The following is a 16,221-nucleotide window of genomic DNA, read 5'->3' as shown; positions in this document are numbered from 1 at the left end:
ACCACGGGTGGCCGGCGGCGCGGCCCGCCGCGCCCAGCGCGGCCGCGGTCACCGGGTTGCCGTCGACGGCGGCGGCGAGCTCGTCCTCGAGCCGGTCGGTGAGGGAGGCCGCGACGCGGGCGGCGGTCAGGCGGGCGGCCCGCTCCACCGGGCCGCGGACGGCGGGCTGCTCCAGCGCCCGCTCCAGGCCCGTCCTGGCCAGGTGGACCGTGACGTCGCGGCCCAGGTCGCGCACGGGCGCGGTGAGCAGCAGGCCCAGGCCCGCCAGGTCCCACAGCTCGGCGACCAGGCCCGACTCGGGCCGATCCCCTGGTTCCCGCTCCACCGGCCGCCCCGTCCTCGCCGCGCTCCGCACTCCCGGTCAGACTCAAGGTAACCGCTGCTCCGCGCCGGGTCATCCGGCGGCCTCCGCTCCGCGGAAAAGATCTCCCTTCGGGCGGCGAGTACCGTGAGGGCATGAGCAATCTCGAGACGCATCCGGTGCCGAGCCTGGTCGGCGGCACCTCCGCCGTGGCGGCCGAGCCGGTGCTGGAGCCGCTGCCGGTCAAGGAGGTGTGGCTCGGGGAGAGCCGGGTCCGGCGGCTGCTGCCGACGCTGGGGCGGCGGATGGTCGGCGCCTGGTGCTTCCTCGACCACTACGGGCCCGACGACGTCGCCGGCGAGCCGGGCATGCAGGTCGCCCCGCATCCGCACATCGGGCTGCAGACGGTCAGCTGGCTGCACGCCGGGAACATCCTGCACCGCGACAGCCTCGGCAGCCTCCAGACCGTCCGGCCCGGCGAGCTGGGCCTGATGACGGCGGGCCGGGGCATCGCGCACTCCGAGGAGTCGCCCGTCCCGCACGACCCGGTCCTGCACGGGGCGCAGCTGTGGGTGGCGCTGCCCGACGCCCACCGGCACACCGCCCCGGCCTTCGCCCACCACGCCGACCTGCCGGTGGTGACGGCCCCCGGCGTACGCGCGACGGTGTTCCTCGGCGAGCTGGACGGCACCGTCTCGCCCGGACGGGTCTTCACCCCGCTCACCGGCGCGGACGTGGCCCTGGCGGACGGCGCGCGCACCGCCCTGCCGCTGGAGGCCGACTTCGAGTACGCGGTGCTCACGATGTCCGGGGACGTGCGGGTGGAGGGCTCCCCGGCGCCGGTCGGCCGCCTGCTCTACCTGGGCTGCGGCCGCGACGAGCTGCGGTTGGAGGCCGACTCGGCGGCACGGGTCGTCCTGGTGGGCGGTGTGCCGTTCGAGGAGCGCCTGGTCATGTGGTGGAACTTCGTCGCCCGCACCGGCGAGGAGATCGCATCCGCCCGTGACGCGTGGATGGAGGGCGACTCCCTGGGCGTCGTCCACGGCTACCACGGGCCCCGCATCCCCGCCCCCGAGCTGCCGCCGGTGCCCCTGAAGTCACGGGGGCGGGTCCGCTGAGCGCGGGCGTCACACCTCCCGCAGTCCGCCTTCGCGCAGTTCCAGCCTGCGGTTCACACCGATCTTCTCCAGGAACCGTTCGTCGTGGCTCACCACGACGAACGCGCCCTCGTAGGCGGTGAGGGCGTTCTCCAGCTGAGAGACGCCGACCAGGTCGAGGTTGTTGGTCGGCTCGTCCAGCAGCAGGAGCTGGGGCGCCGGCTCCGCGCACAGCACGCACGCCAGGGTGGCGCGCAGCCGTTCGCCGCCGGAGAGCACGCCCACCGGGAGGTGGGCGCGGGATCCGCGGAAGAGGAAGCGCGCCAGCAGGTTCATCCGGTCGGACTGGGGCATCGCGGGCGCGAAGGCCGCGAGGTTCTCGGCCACGGTGCGGTCGAGGTCGAGCAGGTCGAGCCGCTGGGACAGGTGGGCGATACGGCCGTCGACCCGCTGGACGCGGCCCTCTCCGGGTTCCAGGTCGCCGTTCATCACCCGCAGCAGCGTCGACTTCCCGGCGCCGTTGGGCCCGGTCAGGGCGATGCGCTCCGGCCCCCGGACGGTCAGGTCGAGGCCGTTCCCCCCGAAGACCTCCCGGCCGCCGAGGCTCACCTTGATCCCCTCGCCGTGGAAGACCGTGCGCCCCGCGGGAACGTTGGTCCCGGGCAGCTGGAGGCTGAGCCTCTGGTCCTCCCGCAGGGCGCGGCCCGCCTCGTCGAGCCGGGCCTGGGCGTCGCCGACCCGGGCGGCGTGCACCTGACCGGACCGGCCCGCGGACTCCTGGGCGCCCCGTTTCATGTTCCCGGCGAAGATGCGCGGCAGTCCGGCGTTCTTGAGGTTGCGGGAGGCGTTGCTCGCCCGCCGCTCGGCCCGCTCCCTGGCCTGCTGCATCTCCCGCTTCTCGCGCTTGAGGTCCTGCTCGGCGCTGCGGATGTTCTTCTCGGCGACGTCCTGTTCGGCCTCCACGGCCTCCTCGTAGGCGGTGTAGCCGCCGCCGAAGAAGCGGACCGAGCCGCGGTCGAGTTCGGCGATGCGGTCCATGCGGTCCAGGAGCTCCCGGTCGTGGCTGACCAGCAGCAGGCAGCCCTTCCACTCCTCCAGCACGGCGTACAGCCGGTGGCGGGCGTCGCGGTCGAGGTTGTTGGTCGGCTCGTCGAGGAGGAGGACGTCGGGGCGGTCCAGGAGCAGGCCGGCGAGGCCGAGGGAGACGGTCTGGCCGCCGCTGAGGGTGTGCAGGGGCTGGGTGAAGGAGAGGTGGCCCAGGCCCAGCCGGTCCAGCTGGGCGCGGGTGCGCTCCTCGATGTCCCAGTCGTCGCCGATCACGGTGAAGTGCTCCTCGCGGGCGTCACCGGCCTCGATGGCGTCGATCGCCGCGATGACCGGGGCGATCCCCAGGACCTCGGCGACGCTGAGGCCGCCCGCGAAGGGCAGGGTCTGCGGCAGGTAGCCGAGATCGCCCTCCACGGCCACGCCGCCGCGGGCGGGGCGGTACTCGCCCGCGATCAGTTTCAGCAGGGTGCTCTTGCCCGCGCCGTTCGGCGCGACGAGGCCGGTGCGGCCGTCGCCCACGGTGAAGGACAGGTCCTCGAAGAGCGGCGTGCCGTCGGGCCAGGAGAAGGACAGGTGGGAACAGACGATGGAGGACATCGGTCATACCTCGATGCGATGCGGGCGCGCCTGAGGCGCCCGGGAGAACGGGCGGAGGGGACGACGAAGAACCGCGACGGCGTACCTGTGCCGGCGGTTGCTCAGCTCCGGATATCTCCGGAGATGTCGATGTCACCTGCCACGTCTGATCTCCTCGCAGAGACGATGCCTACCGTTCGACTATAGCCGCTCGCGCGGGACCTCCGCCCGCGCGGAGATCAGGACCTCGCGCGGGCGCGGGAGGCCGGACGGCTCTTCGGACGCCGCCCGCGGCCGCGGCGCGCCTCGCTCCCCGGCTTGCGGCGCGCCGGGCTCCCCGCCGAGGATCCGCGTGAGGCCCCGCCGCCGGAGGCGCCCAGCCGGCCCGCCGCCGCCACGACGAGCGCCCCGCCCATGATCAGCAGCGGGACGGCGGAGGCGAGCACGGACCCGCGCAGCAGCAGGACGTGCGCGCCGCTGTCCAAGGACAGCGGCAGCGCCAGGTCGACGAGCTCGAGCAGGAAGCCCTGCCCGAGCAGCTCCCCCAGGCCCAGGGCGAGCGCGGGCAGCCCGCACACCAGCGCCGCGACCGGCGGCAGGTGCCCGGAGCCGGCCGTCCAGCCCAGCAGGAAGGCCGCCGCGCACGTCAGCACCAGCCACGGCCCGGTGTCCCTGGTCCCGGCCTCGAACAGGCAGGCCCAGGCCGCGAGCATCGCCAGCAGGCCCGCGCCAGCGGCCGGCAGCGGGCGGCGCCGCTCGCGCGGCGGGTGCTGCGCCCACAACGCGGCGGCCAGCAGCGTGCCGCCCACCAGCAGGCACAGGCCCTGCCCCAGGTAGGTCGCCGTGCCCGCCCGCAGCTGCTCGCCGCTGACCTCGGGGGCCCCGGCGAGGGAGAGCACCTTCAACGCCCCGGTCAGCTCGCGCGCCTTCTCCGCAGAGAGCATCCCGTACACGCCCGCGGCGGTCAGGGGAAGCCCCACCAGGACCCCGAACGCCGGACGGCGGGCGGCCGCCGCGAGGCAGATGCCGAGGACGACCGCGGCGAGCACCAGCGTGACCGCGGCGTGCACCGTCCAGTCCGGCGGGTTCAGCAGCGCCGCGAGCTCGGACGGGTCGCCGTCCAGCGAGCCCGACCCGTAGCGGGTCTGCTCCCGCCACCAGTACAGCCCGCCGAGGGCGGGCAGGTACCACAGCAGCAGCAGCGCGGGCACGGCCGCGAGCACTCCGGTGAGCCGGTTCGACACGTTGATCTCCTTGCGGTCAGTCCCACCAGAACGACCAGGCGTTGCGGCCGACGAGCTCCGCGGCGTACGCCTCGAGGGTGCCCGCGCCCTGCACGATGACGTCGGGGCAGAACGCCCAGTGCTCGGCGGCGATGTGCACGGCGTGCTCGGCGTCGCGGGGCGGCGCCGAGACGCTGAACTCCAGCGTGTTGAACCCCACCCGCACCAGCCGCACTCCGAACCTGTCCTCCCAGCTGCGCACGACGGCCGCCAGCGGGGCCGTCCACTGGTTGTGGTTGAGCGCGCCCTGCCAGCCCATGACGGCCAGCGCGTCGGCGCTGCGCCCGGCGGCCACCAGCCCCAGCAGGGTGGTCCTGCCGTCGCCGAGCTGCCCGGCGTACCAGTCGGCGGCCTCCTGCGGCTCGGCCATCGGCACGCCCGGCGGGGCCAGGCCCGGGCAGAACTTGCCGAACGGCGCCAGGTCCTCGAAGTCGTCGCCGTAGCGCAGCCTCGGCTCGATCATGTCCTGCCAGACCTCGGCCATGAAGAACGCCGGGTCGTAGACGTCGATCTCCGACTCCGGCTCGGGCGCCACCTGGCCCGCCGACCACGGCTGCGCCGACTCGTCCAGCAGCAGCGGCCACAGGCCCGAGTAGGGGTGCTCGGCAGCGAGCTCGCGCCAGACCTCGCCGGTGACCGGCGCGTCGCTCAGCCAGAAGGCCGGCCGCGTCACCGCGTGGTCCCTGCGATAGGTGCGGTCGGGCCACACCACCGCCCCGTCGGGCAGCGGCACGTTGAGCGTGCGGCCGTTGCCTCCGTCGGCGAACAGCCGGTAAACACCCGCCGGCAGCGCCCTGCCGCGCCGGTGATCGTCCATGGTCGACCACTCCGATTTAGCCCGTACCTAAGGGAGGATCTTGGCGTATTCCCCGGCCCTTCTGCCACTCATGTGCCCGGTTTGACACCCTCGGTCGCCGGCGTGCGACGATCGGTGCCGTGATCCCCGCGACTCCCGCCGCTCCCACCCTGCCCTCCCGCCGCGTCCTGGGCCAGGAGATCTGGCTCGTGTTCGCGCTGTCCCTGGGCGCGTCGGGCGTGGCGGCCGTCATCTCCTTCCTCGGCTCGGTGACGGCGCCCAGCGCCCTGGGCGACCAGACGGCCTCGCTGGTCACCGACTCCGCGCCGGGCCGGCCCTGGCTGGGCCTGGCCTGGCAGCTGTTCTCGGTGGCCTCGGCGCTGGTGCCGGTCGCGCTGGTGGCGCACCTGATGGCCCGCTCGGACGAGCCCATGGGCCGCACGCTGGGCGCCTCCTGGCTGCCGCGCGGGCGCGATCTGGGGCTCGGCGCGGGCGTCGCGGCGTTCATCGGCGGCTCCGGGCTGGTGCTCTACCTGGCGGCGCAGGCCACGGGCGCCAACCTCACCGTCGTGCCCACCACGCTGGGCGACGTGTGGTGGCGGATCCCCGTGCTGGTGCTGTCGGCGATCGAGAACGCGGTGGTCGAGGAGGTCATCGTCCTCGGCTACCTGCTGCACCGGCTCGGGCAGCTGGGCTGGGCGGACTGGAAGGCCGACCTCACCAGCGCCGCCGTCCGCGCCTCCTACCACCTGTACCAGGGCATCGGCGGGCTGGTCGGCAACTTCGTGATGGGCCTGATCTTCGCCCGCCTGTACCGCCGCTGGGGCCGGGTGATGCCGCTGCTGGTGGCGCACGCCCTCATCGACATCGTGGCCTTCGTCGGCTGGGTGCTGCTCGCCGGAAAGGTCGACTGGCTGCCCACCAACCGCTGAGGCCGGCTACTCGACCCATCCGAAGGTCCGCGTGACGGCCTTGCGCCAGCGGGTGTGCTCGTCGTGGCGCTCCTCGGCGGTCATCGCGGGCTCCCAGCGGCCGTCCTCCTTCCAGTGGGCGCGCAGCTCCTCGGGGTCGCTCCAGAAGCCGACGGCCAGGCCCGCGGCGTAGGCGGCGCCGAGGGCGGTGGTCTCCTTGACGCCGGGGCGCACCACGGGGACGCCCAGGACGTCGGCCTGGATCTGCATGAACAGCTCGTCGACGACCATGCCGCCGTCGGCCTTCAGGCACTCCAGCGGGATCCCGGCGTCGGCGTTCATCGCGTCGACGATCTCGCGGGTCTGCCAGGCGGTGGCCTCCAGCACCGCCCGCGCCAGGTGGCCGCGGTTGACGAAGCGGGTGAGGCCGACGATCGCGCCGCGCGCGTCCGAACGCCAGTAGGGGGCGAACAGGCCGGAGAAGGCGGGCACGAAGTAGCAGCCGCCGTTGTCGTCGACCGTGCGGGCCAGCGCCTCGATCTCGTCCGCCGACGAGATCAGGCCGAGGTTGTCGCGCAGCCACTGCACCAGCGCCCCGGCGATCGCGATGGAGCCCTCCAGCGCGTAGACCGCCGGTTCGTCACCGATGCGGTAGCCGACGGTCGTCAGCAGACCGTGCCGGGAGAAGACCGGCTGCGTCCCGGTGTTCTGCAGCAGGAACGCGCCCGTCCCGTAGGTGTTCTTGGCCTCGCCCTCGGCGAAGCAGCACTGGCCGAACAGCGCGGCCTGCTGGTCGCCCAGCGCCGAGGCGACCGGCACGCCCTCCAGCACGCCGCGGGCGGTGCCGTAGACCTCCGCCGACGAGCGGATCCGCGGCAGCATCGCGGCGGGGACGCCGAAGGCCTCCAGGGTGCGCGGGTCCCAGTCGAGGGTGCGCAGGTTCATGAGCATGGTGCGCGAGGCGTTGGTGACGTCCGTGACGTGCTCTCCGGTGAGCTTCCAGATCAGCCACGAGTCGATCGTGCCGAACAGCACCTCGCCGCGTTCGGCGCGCTCGCGCAGGCCCGGCACCTCGGCCAGCAGCCAGCGCAGCTTCGGGCCGGAGAAGTAGGTGGCCAGCGGCAGCCCGCAGGAGTCCAGGAAGCGGTTCTGGCCCACCGCGCCCTCCAGCTCGCGGCAGACGCGGTCGGTGCGGGTGTCCTGCCAGACGATCGCGTTGTGCACGGGCTCGCCGGTCGCGGCGTCCCACACCACGGTGGTCTCGCGCTGGTTGGTGATGCCCACGGCCGTCAGGTCCGAGGCCGCCAGGCCGCCGCGCTCCAGCGCCAGCGCCACGACCGCCTCGACCGACGCCCAGATCTCCGCCGCGTCGTGCTCCACCCAGCCGGGGCGCGGCAGGATCTGGGTGAACTCCTGCTGGGCGTCGGCGACCACCCGGCCCGCGCTGTCGAACACCAGACAGCGGCTGGAGGTGGTGCCCTGGTCGATCGCGGCGATGTACACGGCGGGTCCTTCCGGCGTGGCGGGTGTCGCGGGTTATGTAACCGCGGTCACAGCGGATTATCCCCGCCGTCGTCCGGCAGGGGCGTGGGGCCGGGGGTCGGACCGGTCCCCGGCCCGGTGGGGGCCGGGGTGGTGCCGGACGGGTCGGGCGTGGGCGGCCCGGAGCTGCCCGAGGGGCTCGGCGACGGCGTCGGGGAGGCGGACTCGGTGGTGGGGGTGGGCGCCGGCTCGACCGGCAGCTCCGCGGGCTGGGAGCGCAGCAGCCACACCAGCAGGATCACCACCCCCAGGACCAGCAGCGCCAGCACGATCAGCGCCAGCACGGCCATCATCAGGCTGGCGCCCGGGGAGAGCGAGCCGTCGGTGCTCCAGCCGCCGGACCCCGGCGCGCGGGTGAAGGAGGGGTGTTCGACCTGCTCGCCGCGGCGCCCCTCGCGCCGCCCCGTGGGGAAGGCGGGGTCCTCGCCGCGCCCCGCCCAGTGGTGCAGGAACTGCGGCCCCCGGCCCCGGGACGCCTCGCCGCGCAGCAGCACCGGCTCCAGCAGGCCCGCGAGGTTCCCGGTGCCGATCGCCCAGGGGCCCTCGTCGTCGGTGTCGGCGGCCAGCACCGCGGCGCCCGAGCCGCGCACCGCCCCGGCGAACCGGTCGCGGGCCGCCGGGTCGGAGGCCGCGCCCCTGGTCAGCAGCGCCACCTGGACCTGCCGCCCCGCCGGGTCGAGCGCGGCGTACACGACGCCGGCCGGCGAGGACAGGATCCTGGCCGTCAGCCGGAACGGGCCGAGTGGGGCGGTCATGACCGCACCCTACTGTGATCTCTGTGCTCGTGTCGGCTCCGTGGGGAGGGGTAATTCACGTAGGGTCGGACGGGTAGTTCGATTTTCGGGTGAAGGGGCCGGTGTGACTGTCGCCGACGACATGAAGCAGGCTTCGGTGCTGCTGGAGCAGGCCCTGGCCGAGGTGAAGAAGGTCATCGTCGGTCAGGAGCACATGGTCGAGCGGCTCGTGGTGGCCCTCCTGGCCGGCGGGCACTGCCTGGTGGAGGGGGTGCCCGGCGTCGCCAAGACCCTGGCGGTCAGCTCGCTGGCCCAGGTGACCGGCGGCACCTTCGCGCGGGTGCAGTTCACCCCCGACCTGGTGCCCTCCGACATCGTCGGCACCCGCATCTACCGGCCCTCCAGCGAGTCCTTCGACGTGGAGCTCGGGCCGGTGTTCGCCAACTTCGTGCTGGCCGACGAGATCAACCGCGCGCCCGCCAAGGTGCAGTCGGCGCTGCTGGAGGTCATGGCCGAGCGCCAGGTGTCGCTGGCCGGGCGCACGTTCCCGCTGCCCCGGCCGTTCATCGTGCTGGCCACCCAGAACCCGATCGAGTCCGAGGGCGTCTACCCGCTGCCCGAGGCCCAGCGCGACCGCTTCCTCATGCGCATCAACGTGGCCTACCCCGACGCCCACGACGAGCTGCGCATCCTGCAGCGGATGAGCGCCACGCCCCCGGTGCCCGAGCAGGTGCTCGACCCGGACCTGCTGCAGGACCTGCAGCGCACCGCCTCCCGGGTGACGGTGCACGAGCTCGTCGCCGACTACATCGTCCGGCTGGTCATGGCCACCCGCGAGCCGGGCGCCTACCGCATGCCCGACCTCGCCCCGCTGATCGAGATCGGCGCCAGCCCGCGCGCCACCCTCGGCCTGGTGTCCTCCTCGCGCGCGCTGGCGCTGCTGCGCGGCCGTGACTTCGTGCTGCCCGAGGACGTGCACGACGTGGCGCGCGACGTGCTCGTCCACCGGCTGGTGCTGTCGTTCGACGCGGTCGCCGACGGCGTCTCCGCGGGCGAGCTCGTCGCCCGGATCCTGGCCTGCGTGCCGCCGCCGCGCGTCGTGTGGAACCACGGCCCCGCCTGATGCGCATCCCCGAGGACAGGCTCCGCAGGCTGGAGCTGAAGGTGACCGGCAAGCTCGACGGGCTGCTGGGCGGCGAGCACATGGGGCTGCTGCCGGGCCCGGGCAGCGAGCTGGCCGAGGCCCGCGCCTACCAGCCGGGCGAGGACGACGTGCGGCACATGGACTGGTCGGTGACCGCCCGCACCGCCGTCCCGCACGTGCGCGACCTCATCGCCGACCACGAGCTGGAGGCCTGGGCGCTGATCGACCTGACCGCCAGCATGGACTTCGGCACCGCCGACTACGCCAAGCGCGAGCTGGCCGTGGCGGCGCTGGCCGCCGTCGGCTTCACCGCCACCCGCCTGGGCGACCGGGTCGGCGCCTACCTCATGCAGCGCGACGGGCTGCGCCGCCGCCCCGCCCGCACCGGCAGGACCGGCCTGTACGCGCTGCTGCGCGAGGTCGAGCGCACCGAGATCGGCCGCGGCTCGATGGGCCTGGCCGCCGCGGTCACCGCGCTCGACCGCGGCCAGCGCCGCCGCGGGCTGCGGGTGGTCATCAGCGACTTCCTGGACGCCTCGGCCTGGGAGGGCCCGCTGCGCCGCATGGCGGCCCGCCACCAGACCCTGGCCGTGGAGATCATCGACCCCCGGGAGCTGGAGCTGCCCGCCGGGGGCGGCCTGGTGGAGCTGACCGACCCGGAGACCGGGAAGGTCCAGGAGATCATGCTCACCCCCCGGGTCGCCGCCGCCTACCGGCGGGCGGCGCCCGAGCAGCGGACGGCGAACGCGGCGGCGCTGCGCCGCGCCGGAGCCGCCCACCTGGTGCTGCGCACCGACCGTGACTGGGTCATCGACATCGCGCGGTTCGCGTTGCGCCGCCGCCGCCTCGGGAGCCGTACATGACCTTCCTCTCCCCCCAGTGGCTGCTCCTCCTGCTGCTGGTGCCGCTCTTCCTGATGCTGTACGTGCTGCGGCAGCGCGGGACCAAGCGGTTCGCCGTGCCGTTCACCAACCTGCCGACGCTGGCGCAGGTGGCGCCCAAGCGCCCCGCGTGGCGCAAGCACCTGGTGGCGGGGCTGTTCCTGACCATGCTCGCGCTGCTGGTGATGGGCACCGCCAAGCCCGCCGCGCCGGTCAAGGTGCCGCGGGAGCGGGCCACGATCATGGTCGCCGTCGACGTGTCGCTGTCGATGGAGGCCACCGACGTGGAGCCGTCCCGGTTCGAGGCGGCCAAGGCCTCGGCCAAGTCGTTCATCGAGGGCCTGCCCGAGCGCTTCAACGTGGGGGTCGTGGCGTTCGCCGGCACCGCCACCGTCGTCGCCCCGCCCACCTCCGACCGGGGCTCGGCGCTGCGCTCGGTGGACAACCTCGTGCTGGACCGGCGCACCGCCATCGGCGAGGCGGTGTTCGCCTCCCTGCAGGCCATCCGCTCGTTCGACTCCAGCAGCGGCGACGACCCGCCGCCCGCCCACATCGTGCTGCTGTCGGACGGCGACAACACCTACGGGCGCTCCATCAGCGAGGCCGTCCTGGCGTCCCGCGAGGCCAAGATCCCGGTCTCCACGATCGCCTTCGGCACCCCGTACGGCACCGTCACCATCGAGGGCGAGACCACCACCGTGGACGTCAACAAGGTGGTCCTGCGGGCCCTGGCCGAGCAGACCGACGGGCGCGCCTACGAGGCCGAGGACTCCGAGCAGCTCTCCGAGGTGTACCGGAGCATCGGCACCTCCCTGGGCTGGCGCGTGGAGGACAAGGAGGTCACCACGGTCTTCACCCTGCTGGCCGCCCTCCTGGCGATGGCCACCGGCGCCCTGTCCCTCCTGTGGTTCTCCCGCCTGCCCTGACCTTCGCGGAGGTCGGGGGCGCCCCGGGTTCCCACTAGGCTGGTCGGCCGTGGGGGATCACTACTTCTCGGCCGAACCCGGGGCCGTCAGCAGGCCGGGGACGGTCGACCTGGTGCTGCGCGACCTGCACCTGCGGCTGGAGACCGACCGGGGGATGTTCTCACCCGACCGCGTCGACGCGGGGACGCGGATCCTGCTGGACACCGTTCCGCCCCCGCCGCGGCGGGGGAACCTGCTGGACCTGGGGTGCGGATACGGGCCGATCGCGCTGACGCTGGCCAGCCGGGCGCCGGAGGCGGTCGTCTACGGGGTGGACGTGAACCAGCGGGCGCTGGAGCTGGCGAGGCGGAACGCCGAGAGCGCCGGCCTTGACAACGTCAGGTTCGTCACGGCCGAGGAGGTGCCGCCCGAGGTCTCCTTCGCGGCGATCTGGTCCAACCCGCCGATCCGCATCGGCAAGCAGGCGCTGCACGAGCTGCTCCAGACCTGGCTGCCGCGGCTGGAGCCGGGCGCCCTCGCCCACCTCGTCGTGCAGAAGCACCTGGGCAGCGACTCCCTGCAGCGCTGGCTCACCGCATCCGGCCTGCCCGCCACCCGGCTGGCCTCCCGTTCGTCCTACCGCATCCTGGAGGTCCAGGCCCGTGTCCGCTGAGCCCGCCCAGCCCCCCGTCCGCAGGCAGCTGCGGCCCACCGACGTCAAGCGGCTCAACCGCACCTGGCGGCGCAACACCACCGGGCGGCTCGGGCTGCTGGTGGAGTCGGTCACCCAGCCCTTCAACATCGGCTCGATCTTCCGCTCCTCGGCGGCGTTCGGCGTCGACCACCTGTGGCTGGCGGGCAACGCCACCGAGCCCACCCACCCCCATGCCCAGAAGACCGCGCTGGGCACCGACCGGCTGGTGCCCTGGAGCCACGCGGGAACGCCCGCCGAGGCGGTCCGCCAGGCCCGCAAGGAGGGCTTCCGCGTCATCGCGCTGGAGCTGACCACCGACGCCGTGCCGCTGCACGAGGCGCCCCTGGAGGGCGACGTCTGCCTGGCCGTCGGCGGCGAGGACCACGGCTGCTCCCCCGCCCTGCTGGCCGCCTGCGACGCCGTCGCCTACATCCCGCAGACCGGCCGGGTCGGCTCGCTCAACGTGGCGGTCGCCACGGCCGTGGCGCTGGCCGAGATCCGCCGCAGGGAGTGGGCGGGGCGGGACTGACCCATACTGGGTAGGGTGCGCTACGCGTTCCTCGATCACGACGGCCCCCTCGCCTTCGCCCACCGGGGCGGCGCCCTGGGCGCGCCGGAGAACACGATGGCCGCCTTCCAGCGGGCGGTCGACCTGGGCTACCGCTACATCGAGACCGACGCCCAGGCCACCGCGGACGGCGTGCTGCTGGCCTTCCACGACCCCCACCTCAGCCGGGTCACCGACCGGCGCGGGCTGATCGCCCGGCTGCCCTACCGCGAGGTGAGCGGCGCGCGGGTGGCCGGCGTCGAGCCGATCCCGCTGCTGGAGGAGGCCCTGGGCTCGTTCCCCGCGACCCGCTTCAACATCGACATCAAGGACCAGCCCGCGATCGGCCCGCTGGTGCGGGTGCTGCACCGCACCAAGGCGTGGGACAGGGTGTGCATCACCTCGTTCTCCACCCGGCGGCTGGCGCAGCTGCGGGTGCGCGCCGCGCTGTTCACCCGGGAGCCGGTCTGCACCGCGCTGGGCCCCCGCGGGGTGGCCGCCGTCCGGTTCGGCGGCGCGGCGGCCAGGACCGCCGCCGCGGGCGTGGCCTGCGCCCAGATCCCGCACAGCCTCGGCCCGGTGCCCTTCGCCACCGCCTCCTACATCGCCCAGGCCCACGCGCTGGGCCTGTCGGTGCACGCCTGGACGGTCAACGACGCCGCCACCATGGAGCGGCTGCTCGACGCGGGCGTCGACGGGATCATGACCGACGACCTGGAGGCGCTGCGCGGCGTGCTGGCCGGGCGGGGCCAGTGGCACGCCGCGGCCGGCTGAGGGGACGTACCGCGACACGCCGACAACTCACAGGATTGGAAGCGGCCTCGGGCGGGAATCTTGTGACCGGATCCAGCGTTGGTCATATCAGGATCGCAAGCCGTCTGGGAGGCGTTTTTCGATGGCAGAGCGCGCACTTCGCGGCACGAGGCTCGGAGCCACGAGCTACGAGAACGACCGGAACACCGACCTGGCGCCCCGCCAGGAGGTGTCTTACACCTGCCCGAAGGGCCACCACTTCACCGTCACCCTCGCCACCGAGGTGGAGGTGCCGATGACGTGGGACTGCCGGAGCTGCGGCGTCCCCGCCCTCCTGATGGACGGAGAGGTACCCGTGGCCAAGAAGGGCAAGCCCCCGCGCACCCACTGGGACATGCTCCTGGAGCGCCGTTCCATCGAGGATCTGGAGGAGGTGCTCGCCGAACGGCTGGCCATTCTGCGCGCAGGCCGCCGCAAGAGCGCCTGATCCGCGCTTTCTGATCGCCGAAGGGGTGGGACCGGCCCGAGGGGCCGGTCCCACCCCTTCGCGGCCTCAGGGCTCCAGGCGCGGCTTCTCCCCCTCCCCGCCCGCGGTGTCCGAGGGGGCGCGGCCGGCGGGGTCGTCCTTGATGACCTCTCCCCTGATCACACCGCCGCCGCCGGTGTTCCGGGGGCGCTGGGGGTGCTCGGCGAAGGGGCCGCCGACGGGCGCGCCGGGGAATCCGGGGAAACCGGGAAGGCCCGTGGCCGTCGCGCGGCGCTCGGCCCAGGCGAGCAGGCGGCCGCGGACCAGGGTGCGGGTGAAGGGGAGCAGGAGGACCAGGGCGGGCAGGTCGGTCAGGAAGCCGGGGAGGGCCAGGAGGCCGCCGCCCAGGAGGATCAGCGCGGCGTCGCCGGTGCCGCGCTCGGGGGTGCGGCCCGCGGCGAGCGTCTCGTTCAGCCGCCGCCAGGCCCGGCGGCCCTCGTGCTTGACGATCCACGAGCCCAGCACGCCCTGGACGAGGAGGGCGCCCACGATCCACCAGCCGCCGACCAGGCCGCCCAGCCAGATCAGCAGCAGGATCTCCAGGACGGGCAGGACCAGGAGCGACAGGAGGGGAACCGGCGGGCGCATGCCTCCATCATGGCCGATCCGGCGGCCCGTCCGACCTCCCCCGGCATCGAGATCTCCACCTCCTTTTCCTGTTTTTATCGATAAAGATTGACAAACCAGGGCGGTCCGGTAGGTTGGGGCGTCTGGTCCAGCACCAGAAGGACTGGGCCCGGGCACCCTATAGACAACGGACGCCCCCGCTCACGTCCTGTGGGCGGGCGTCCGGCCCGACGGGTGTCCGGGCCCCTTCTGAACTACCGGTACCGTCTCACCATCGGATGAATCCGGGTGGACGGCTGGAGAAACGTTTGATGCAGGACACCGCGGCGGGTGCGGAAGCGATGGACACCGGTCCCGCGGCCCCCCCTCCCCGGCCCCCGCGCCGCCTCCCGCGGCTGCTCGCCGCCGCCGTCGCCGGTCTGGTCATGTACCTGGCGTTCCCGCCGAGCGTGCTGGGGCCCGACGAGGGCAGCACCTCGGGCCTGTGGCCGCTGGCCCCGGTCGGGGTCGCGCTGTTCGCCCTGGCCGTGCGGCGCCTGGGCGCGTGGACCGCCGCGCTCGCGGGCCTGGTGTGCGGCCTCGCCTTCTTCCTCCCAGTGCTGCCCGGCCTGCGCCCCATCGGCACCGACGTCTGGCTGGGGCTGAGCGTCACCGAGGCCCTCTACTTCGCGCCCATGGGCGCCGCGATGGCCCTGGCCTCCCGCAGCCGCCTGTGGCCGCTGTGGATCGCCGCGCTGTGGGTGACCCAGGAGTTCGTGCGCGGCAGGTTCCCGCTGGGCGGCTTCCCCTGGGCGCGCCTGGCGTTCTCCCAGACCGACACCCCGCTGACCGCCTACGCCGCGCTCGGCGGCGCCCCGCTGGCGAGCTTCGCCACCGCGCTGATCGGCACCCTGCTGGCCTACGCCGCCGGAGAGCACCGGCGGAAGGCCGCCGCGCTCGGCCTGGCCGGGGCGCTGGCGGTGCCGCTGGCCGGGACCCTCATCCCCACCGGCTCCGGGACCGCCGGGACCGGCGAGAAGGAGATCACCGTGGCGGTGATCCAGGGGAACGTGCCGCGGGCGGGCCTGGACTTCCTCGGCCAGCGCCAGGCCGTCCTGAACAACCACGTGGCGCAGACCAGGGAGCTGGCCTCCCAGGTCAGGGCGGGGCGGGTGCCGCGGCCCGACCTGGTGGTCTGGCCGGAGAACTCCAGCGACATCGACCCCTACCGCGACGACGAGGCCTACGCGGTCATCGACGCCGCGGTCAAGGACGTGGGCGTGCCGGTCCTGGTGGGCGCGCTGACCGAGACCCCCGACGGGTCCGAGGTGGAGAACCGCGGCATCGTCTGGGATCCCGAGACCGGCCCCGGCGACCACTACACCAAGCGGCACCCGGTGCCCTTCGGCGAGTACGTGCCCTTCCGCGACCTGCTGACCTCGTTCATCAGCCGGCTGGAGCGGGTGCCGAGGGACTTCGCCCGCGGGACCCGCGACAACCGGCTGACCATGGGCCCGGCCGTGGTCGGCGACGTGATCTGCTTCGAGGTCGCCTACGACGGCATCGTCCGGGACGCCGCGAAGGACAGCGGGATCCTGGTCGTCCAGACCAACAACGCCACCTACGGGTACACCAGCCTGCCCTGGCAGCAGCTGGCCATGTCCCGGCTGCGCGCCATAGAGCACGACCGCACCGTCCTGGTCGCGGCCACCAGCGGGATCAGCGCGATCATCACCCCCGACGGGCGGATGGCGCGCCGGTCCCGGGAGTTCACCCCCGACATCCAGGTCGCCGCGGTCCCCGTCCGCACCACGGCCACGGTCGGCGACCGCCTCGGCGGCCTTCCCGAATGGCTCCTGGCCCTGGCGGGCATCATCGGTACGGGGGTCGCGGTGCGTGCCCGGAGGCGTGCCGCCCCGGACACCCTGAAGGGATGAG

17 protein-coding genes are annotated in these 16,221 nt (G+C 74.0%); 10 read left to right on the top strand and 7 right to left on the bottom strand.

Annotated features, from left to right (window positions below; translation table 11 throughout):
- On the bottom strand, positions 1 to 325 hold a 325-nt coding region (locus tag ABD140_RS33230; protein ID WP_344245680.1), incomplete at its 3' end, for a hypothetical protein.
- Positions 326 to 456: 131 nt separating this feature from the next.
- Here ABD140_RS33230 and ABD140_RS33225 point away from each other — a divergent pair.
- Positions 457 to 1,419: a pirin family protein gene (locus ABD140_RS33225; RefSeq protein ID WP_344245676.1), complete on the top strand. Its 963-nt coding sequence runs from the start codon at positions 457 to 459 to the stop codon at positions 1,417 to 1,419.
- A 9-nt stretch (positions 1,420 to 1,428) separates the two neighbouring features.
- Here ABD140_RS33225 and ABD140_RS33220 read toward each other — a convergent pair whose 3' ends face one another.
- From ABD140_RS33220 to ABD140_RS33210, 3 genes are all read right to left on the bottom strand, one after another.
- Positions 1,429 to 3,042 carry an ABC-F family ATP-binding cassette domain-containing protein gene (locus tag ABD140_RS33220; protein WP_344245674.1) on the bottom strand — a complete coding sequence of 538 codons (1,614 nt, stop codon included), beginning with the start codon at positions 3,040 to 3,042 and terminating at the stop codon, positions 1,429 to 1,431.
- A 218-nt stretch (positions 3,043 to 3,260) separates the two neighbouring features.
- Complete coding sequence (locus ABD140_RS33215; protein ID WP_344245672.1) at positions 3,261 to 4,265, bottom strand: hypothetical protein; 1,005 nt, start codon at positions 4,263 to 4,265, stop codon at positions 3,261 to 3,263.
- Positions 4,266 to 4,281: 16 nt separating this feature from the next.
- Complete coding sequence (locus ABD140_RS33210) at positions 4,282 to 5,121, bottom strand: DUF4253 domain-containing protein (protein ID WP_344245670.1); 840 nt, start codon at positions 5,119 to 5,121, stop codon at positions 4,282 to 4,284.
- A 119-nt stretch (positions 5,122 to 5,240) separates the two neighbouring features.
- Here ABD140_RS33210 and ABD140_RS33205 point away from each other — a divergent pair, with 119 nt between their 5' ends.
- A complete protein-coding gene (locus ABD140_RS33205) occupies positions 5,241 to 6,032 on the top strand; it encodes a CPBP family intramembrane glutamic endopeptidase (RefSeq protein ID WP_344245668.1) in 792 nt (263 codons plus the stop codon).
- A 6-nt stretch (positions 6,033 to 6,038) separates the two neighbouring features.
- Here ABD140_RS33205 and glpK read toward each other — a convergent pair whose 3' ends face one another.
- Together glpK and ABD140_RS33195 are read right to left on the bottom strand one after the other, a co-directional pair.
- On the bottom strand, positions 6,039 to 7,514 hold the full coding sequence (gene glpK / locus ABD140_RS33200) for a glycerol kinase GlpK (RefSeq protein WP_344245666.1): 1,476 nt from the start codon (positions 7,512 to 7,514) through the stop codon (positions 6,039 to 6,041).
- Between the two features lie 47 nt (positions 7,515 to 7,561).
- Complete coding sequence (locus ABD140_RS33195) at positions 7,562 to 8,308, bottom strand: hypothetical protein (RefSeq protein WP_344245664.1); 747 nt, start codon at positions 8,306 to 8,308, stop codon at positions 7,562 to 7,564.
- Positions 8,309 to 8,429: 121 nt separating this feature from the next.
- Here ABD140_RS33195 and ABD140_RS33190 point away from each other — a divergent pair, with 121 nt between their 5' ends.
- From ABD140_RS33190 to ABD140_RS33160, 7 genes are all read left to right on the top strand, one after another.
- Positions 8,430 to 9,410, top strand: a complete 981-nt coding sequence (locus tag ABD140_RS33190; RefSeq protein WP_425544177.1) for an AAA family ATPase — start codon at positions 8,430 to 8,432, stop codon at positions 9,408 to 9,410.
- The gene (locus ABD140_RS33185) at positions 9,410 to 10,294 is read left to right on the top strand and encodes a DUF58 domain-containing protein (RefSeq protein WP_344245660.1); all 885 of its coding nucleotides are present in this window, start codon (positions 9,410 to 9,412) and stop codon (positions 10,292 to 10,294) included. The genes ABD140_RS33190 and ABD140_RS33185 overlap by 1 nt, the downstream gene beginning before the upstream one ends.
- Positions 10,291 to 11,238: a VWA domain-containing protein gene (locus ABD140_RS33180; protein WP_344245658.1), complete on the top strand. Its 948-nt coding sequence runs from the start codon at positions 10,291 to 10,293 to the stop codon at positions 11,236 to 11,238. The genes ABD140_RS33185 and ABD140_RS33180 overlap by 4 nt, the downstream gene beginning before the upstream one ends.
- 49 nt (positions 11,239 to 11,287) lie before the next feature.
- Entirely contained in the window at positions 11,288 to 11,890 is a 603-nt protein-coding gene (locus tag ABD140_RS33175) for a class I SAM-dependent methyltransferase (protein ID WP_344245656.1), read from the top strand.
- Entirely contained in the window at positions 11,880 to 12,440 is a 561-nt protein-coding gene (locus tag ABD140_RS33170) for a TrmH family RNA methyltransferase (protein ID WP_344245654.1), read from the top strand. The genes ABD140_RS33175 and ABD140_RS33170 overlap by 11 nt, the downstream gene beginning before the upstream one ends.
- Positions 12,441 to 12,455: 15 nt before the next feature.
- A complete protein-coding gene (locus ABD140_RS33165) occupies positions 12,456 to 13,232 on the top strand; it encodes a glycerophosphodiester phosphodiesterase family protein (RefSeq protein ID WP_344245652.1) in 777 nt (258 codons plus the stop codon).
- A 121-nt stretch (positions 13,233 to 13,353) separates the two neighbouring features.
- On the top strand, positions 13,354 to 13,698 hold the full coding sequence (locus ABD140_RS33160) for an RNA polymerase-binding protein RbpA (RefSeq protein WP_106401791.1): 345 nt from the start codon (positions 13,354 to 13,356) through the stop codon (positions 13,696 to 13,698).
- A gap of 66 nt (positions 13,699 to 13,764) precedes the next feature.
- On the opposite strand, the gene ABD140_RS33155 is transcribed toward ABD140_RS33160, so the two are convergent.
- Entirely contained in the window at positions 13,765 to 14,325 is a 561-nt protein-coding gene (locus tag ABD140_RS33155) for an FxsA family protein (protein ID WP_344245649.1), read from the bottom strand.
- 290 nt (positions 14,326 to 14,615) lie between these two features.
- On the opposite strand from ABD140_RS33155, the gene lnt reads away from it, so the two are divergent.
- A complete protein-coding gene (gene lnt / locus ABD140_RS33150) occupies positions 14,616 to 16,220 on the top strand; it encodes an apolipoprotein N-acyltransferase (protein ID WP_344245647.1) in 1,605 nt (534 codons plus the stop codon).
- Position 16,221 lies beyond the last annotated feature (1 nt).

This window comes from Actinocorallia libanotica (assembly GCF_039525175.1).
In the GTDB taxonomy this organism is placed as follows: domain Bacteria; phylum Actinomycetota; class Actinomycetes; order Streptosporangiales; family Streptosporangiaceae; genus Actinocorallia; species Actinocorallia libanotica.
This window is presented reverse-complemented; position numbering and strand designations above follow the sequence as displayed.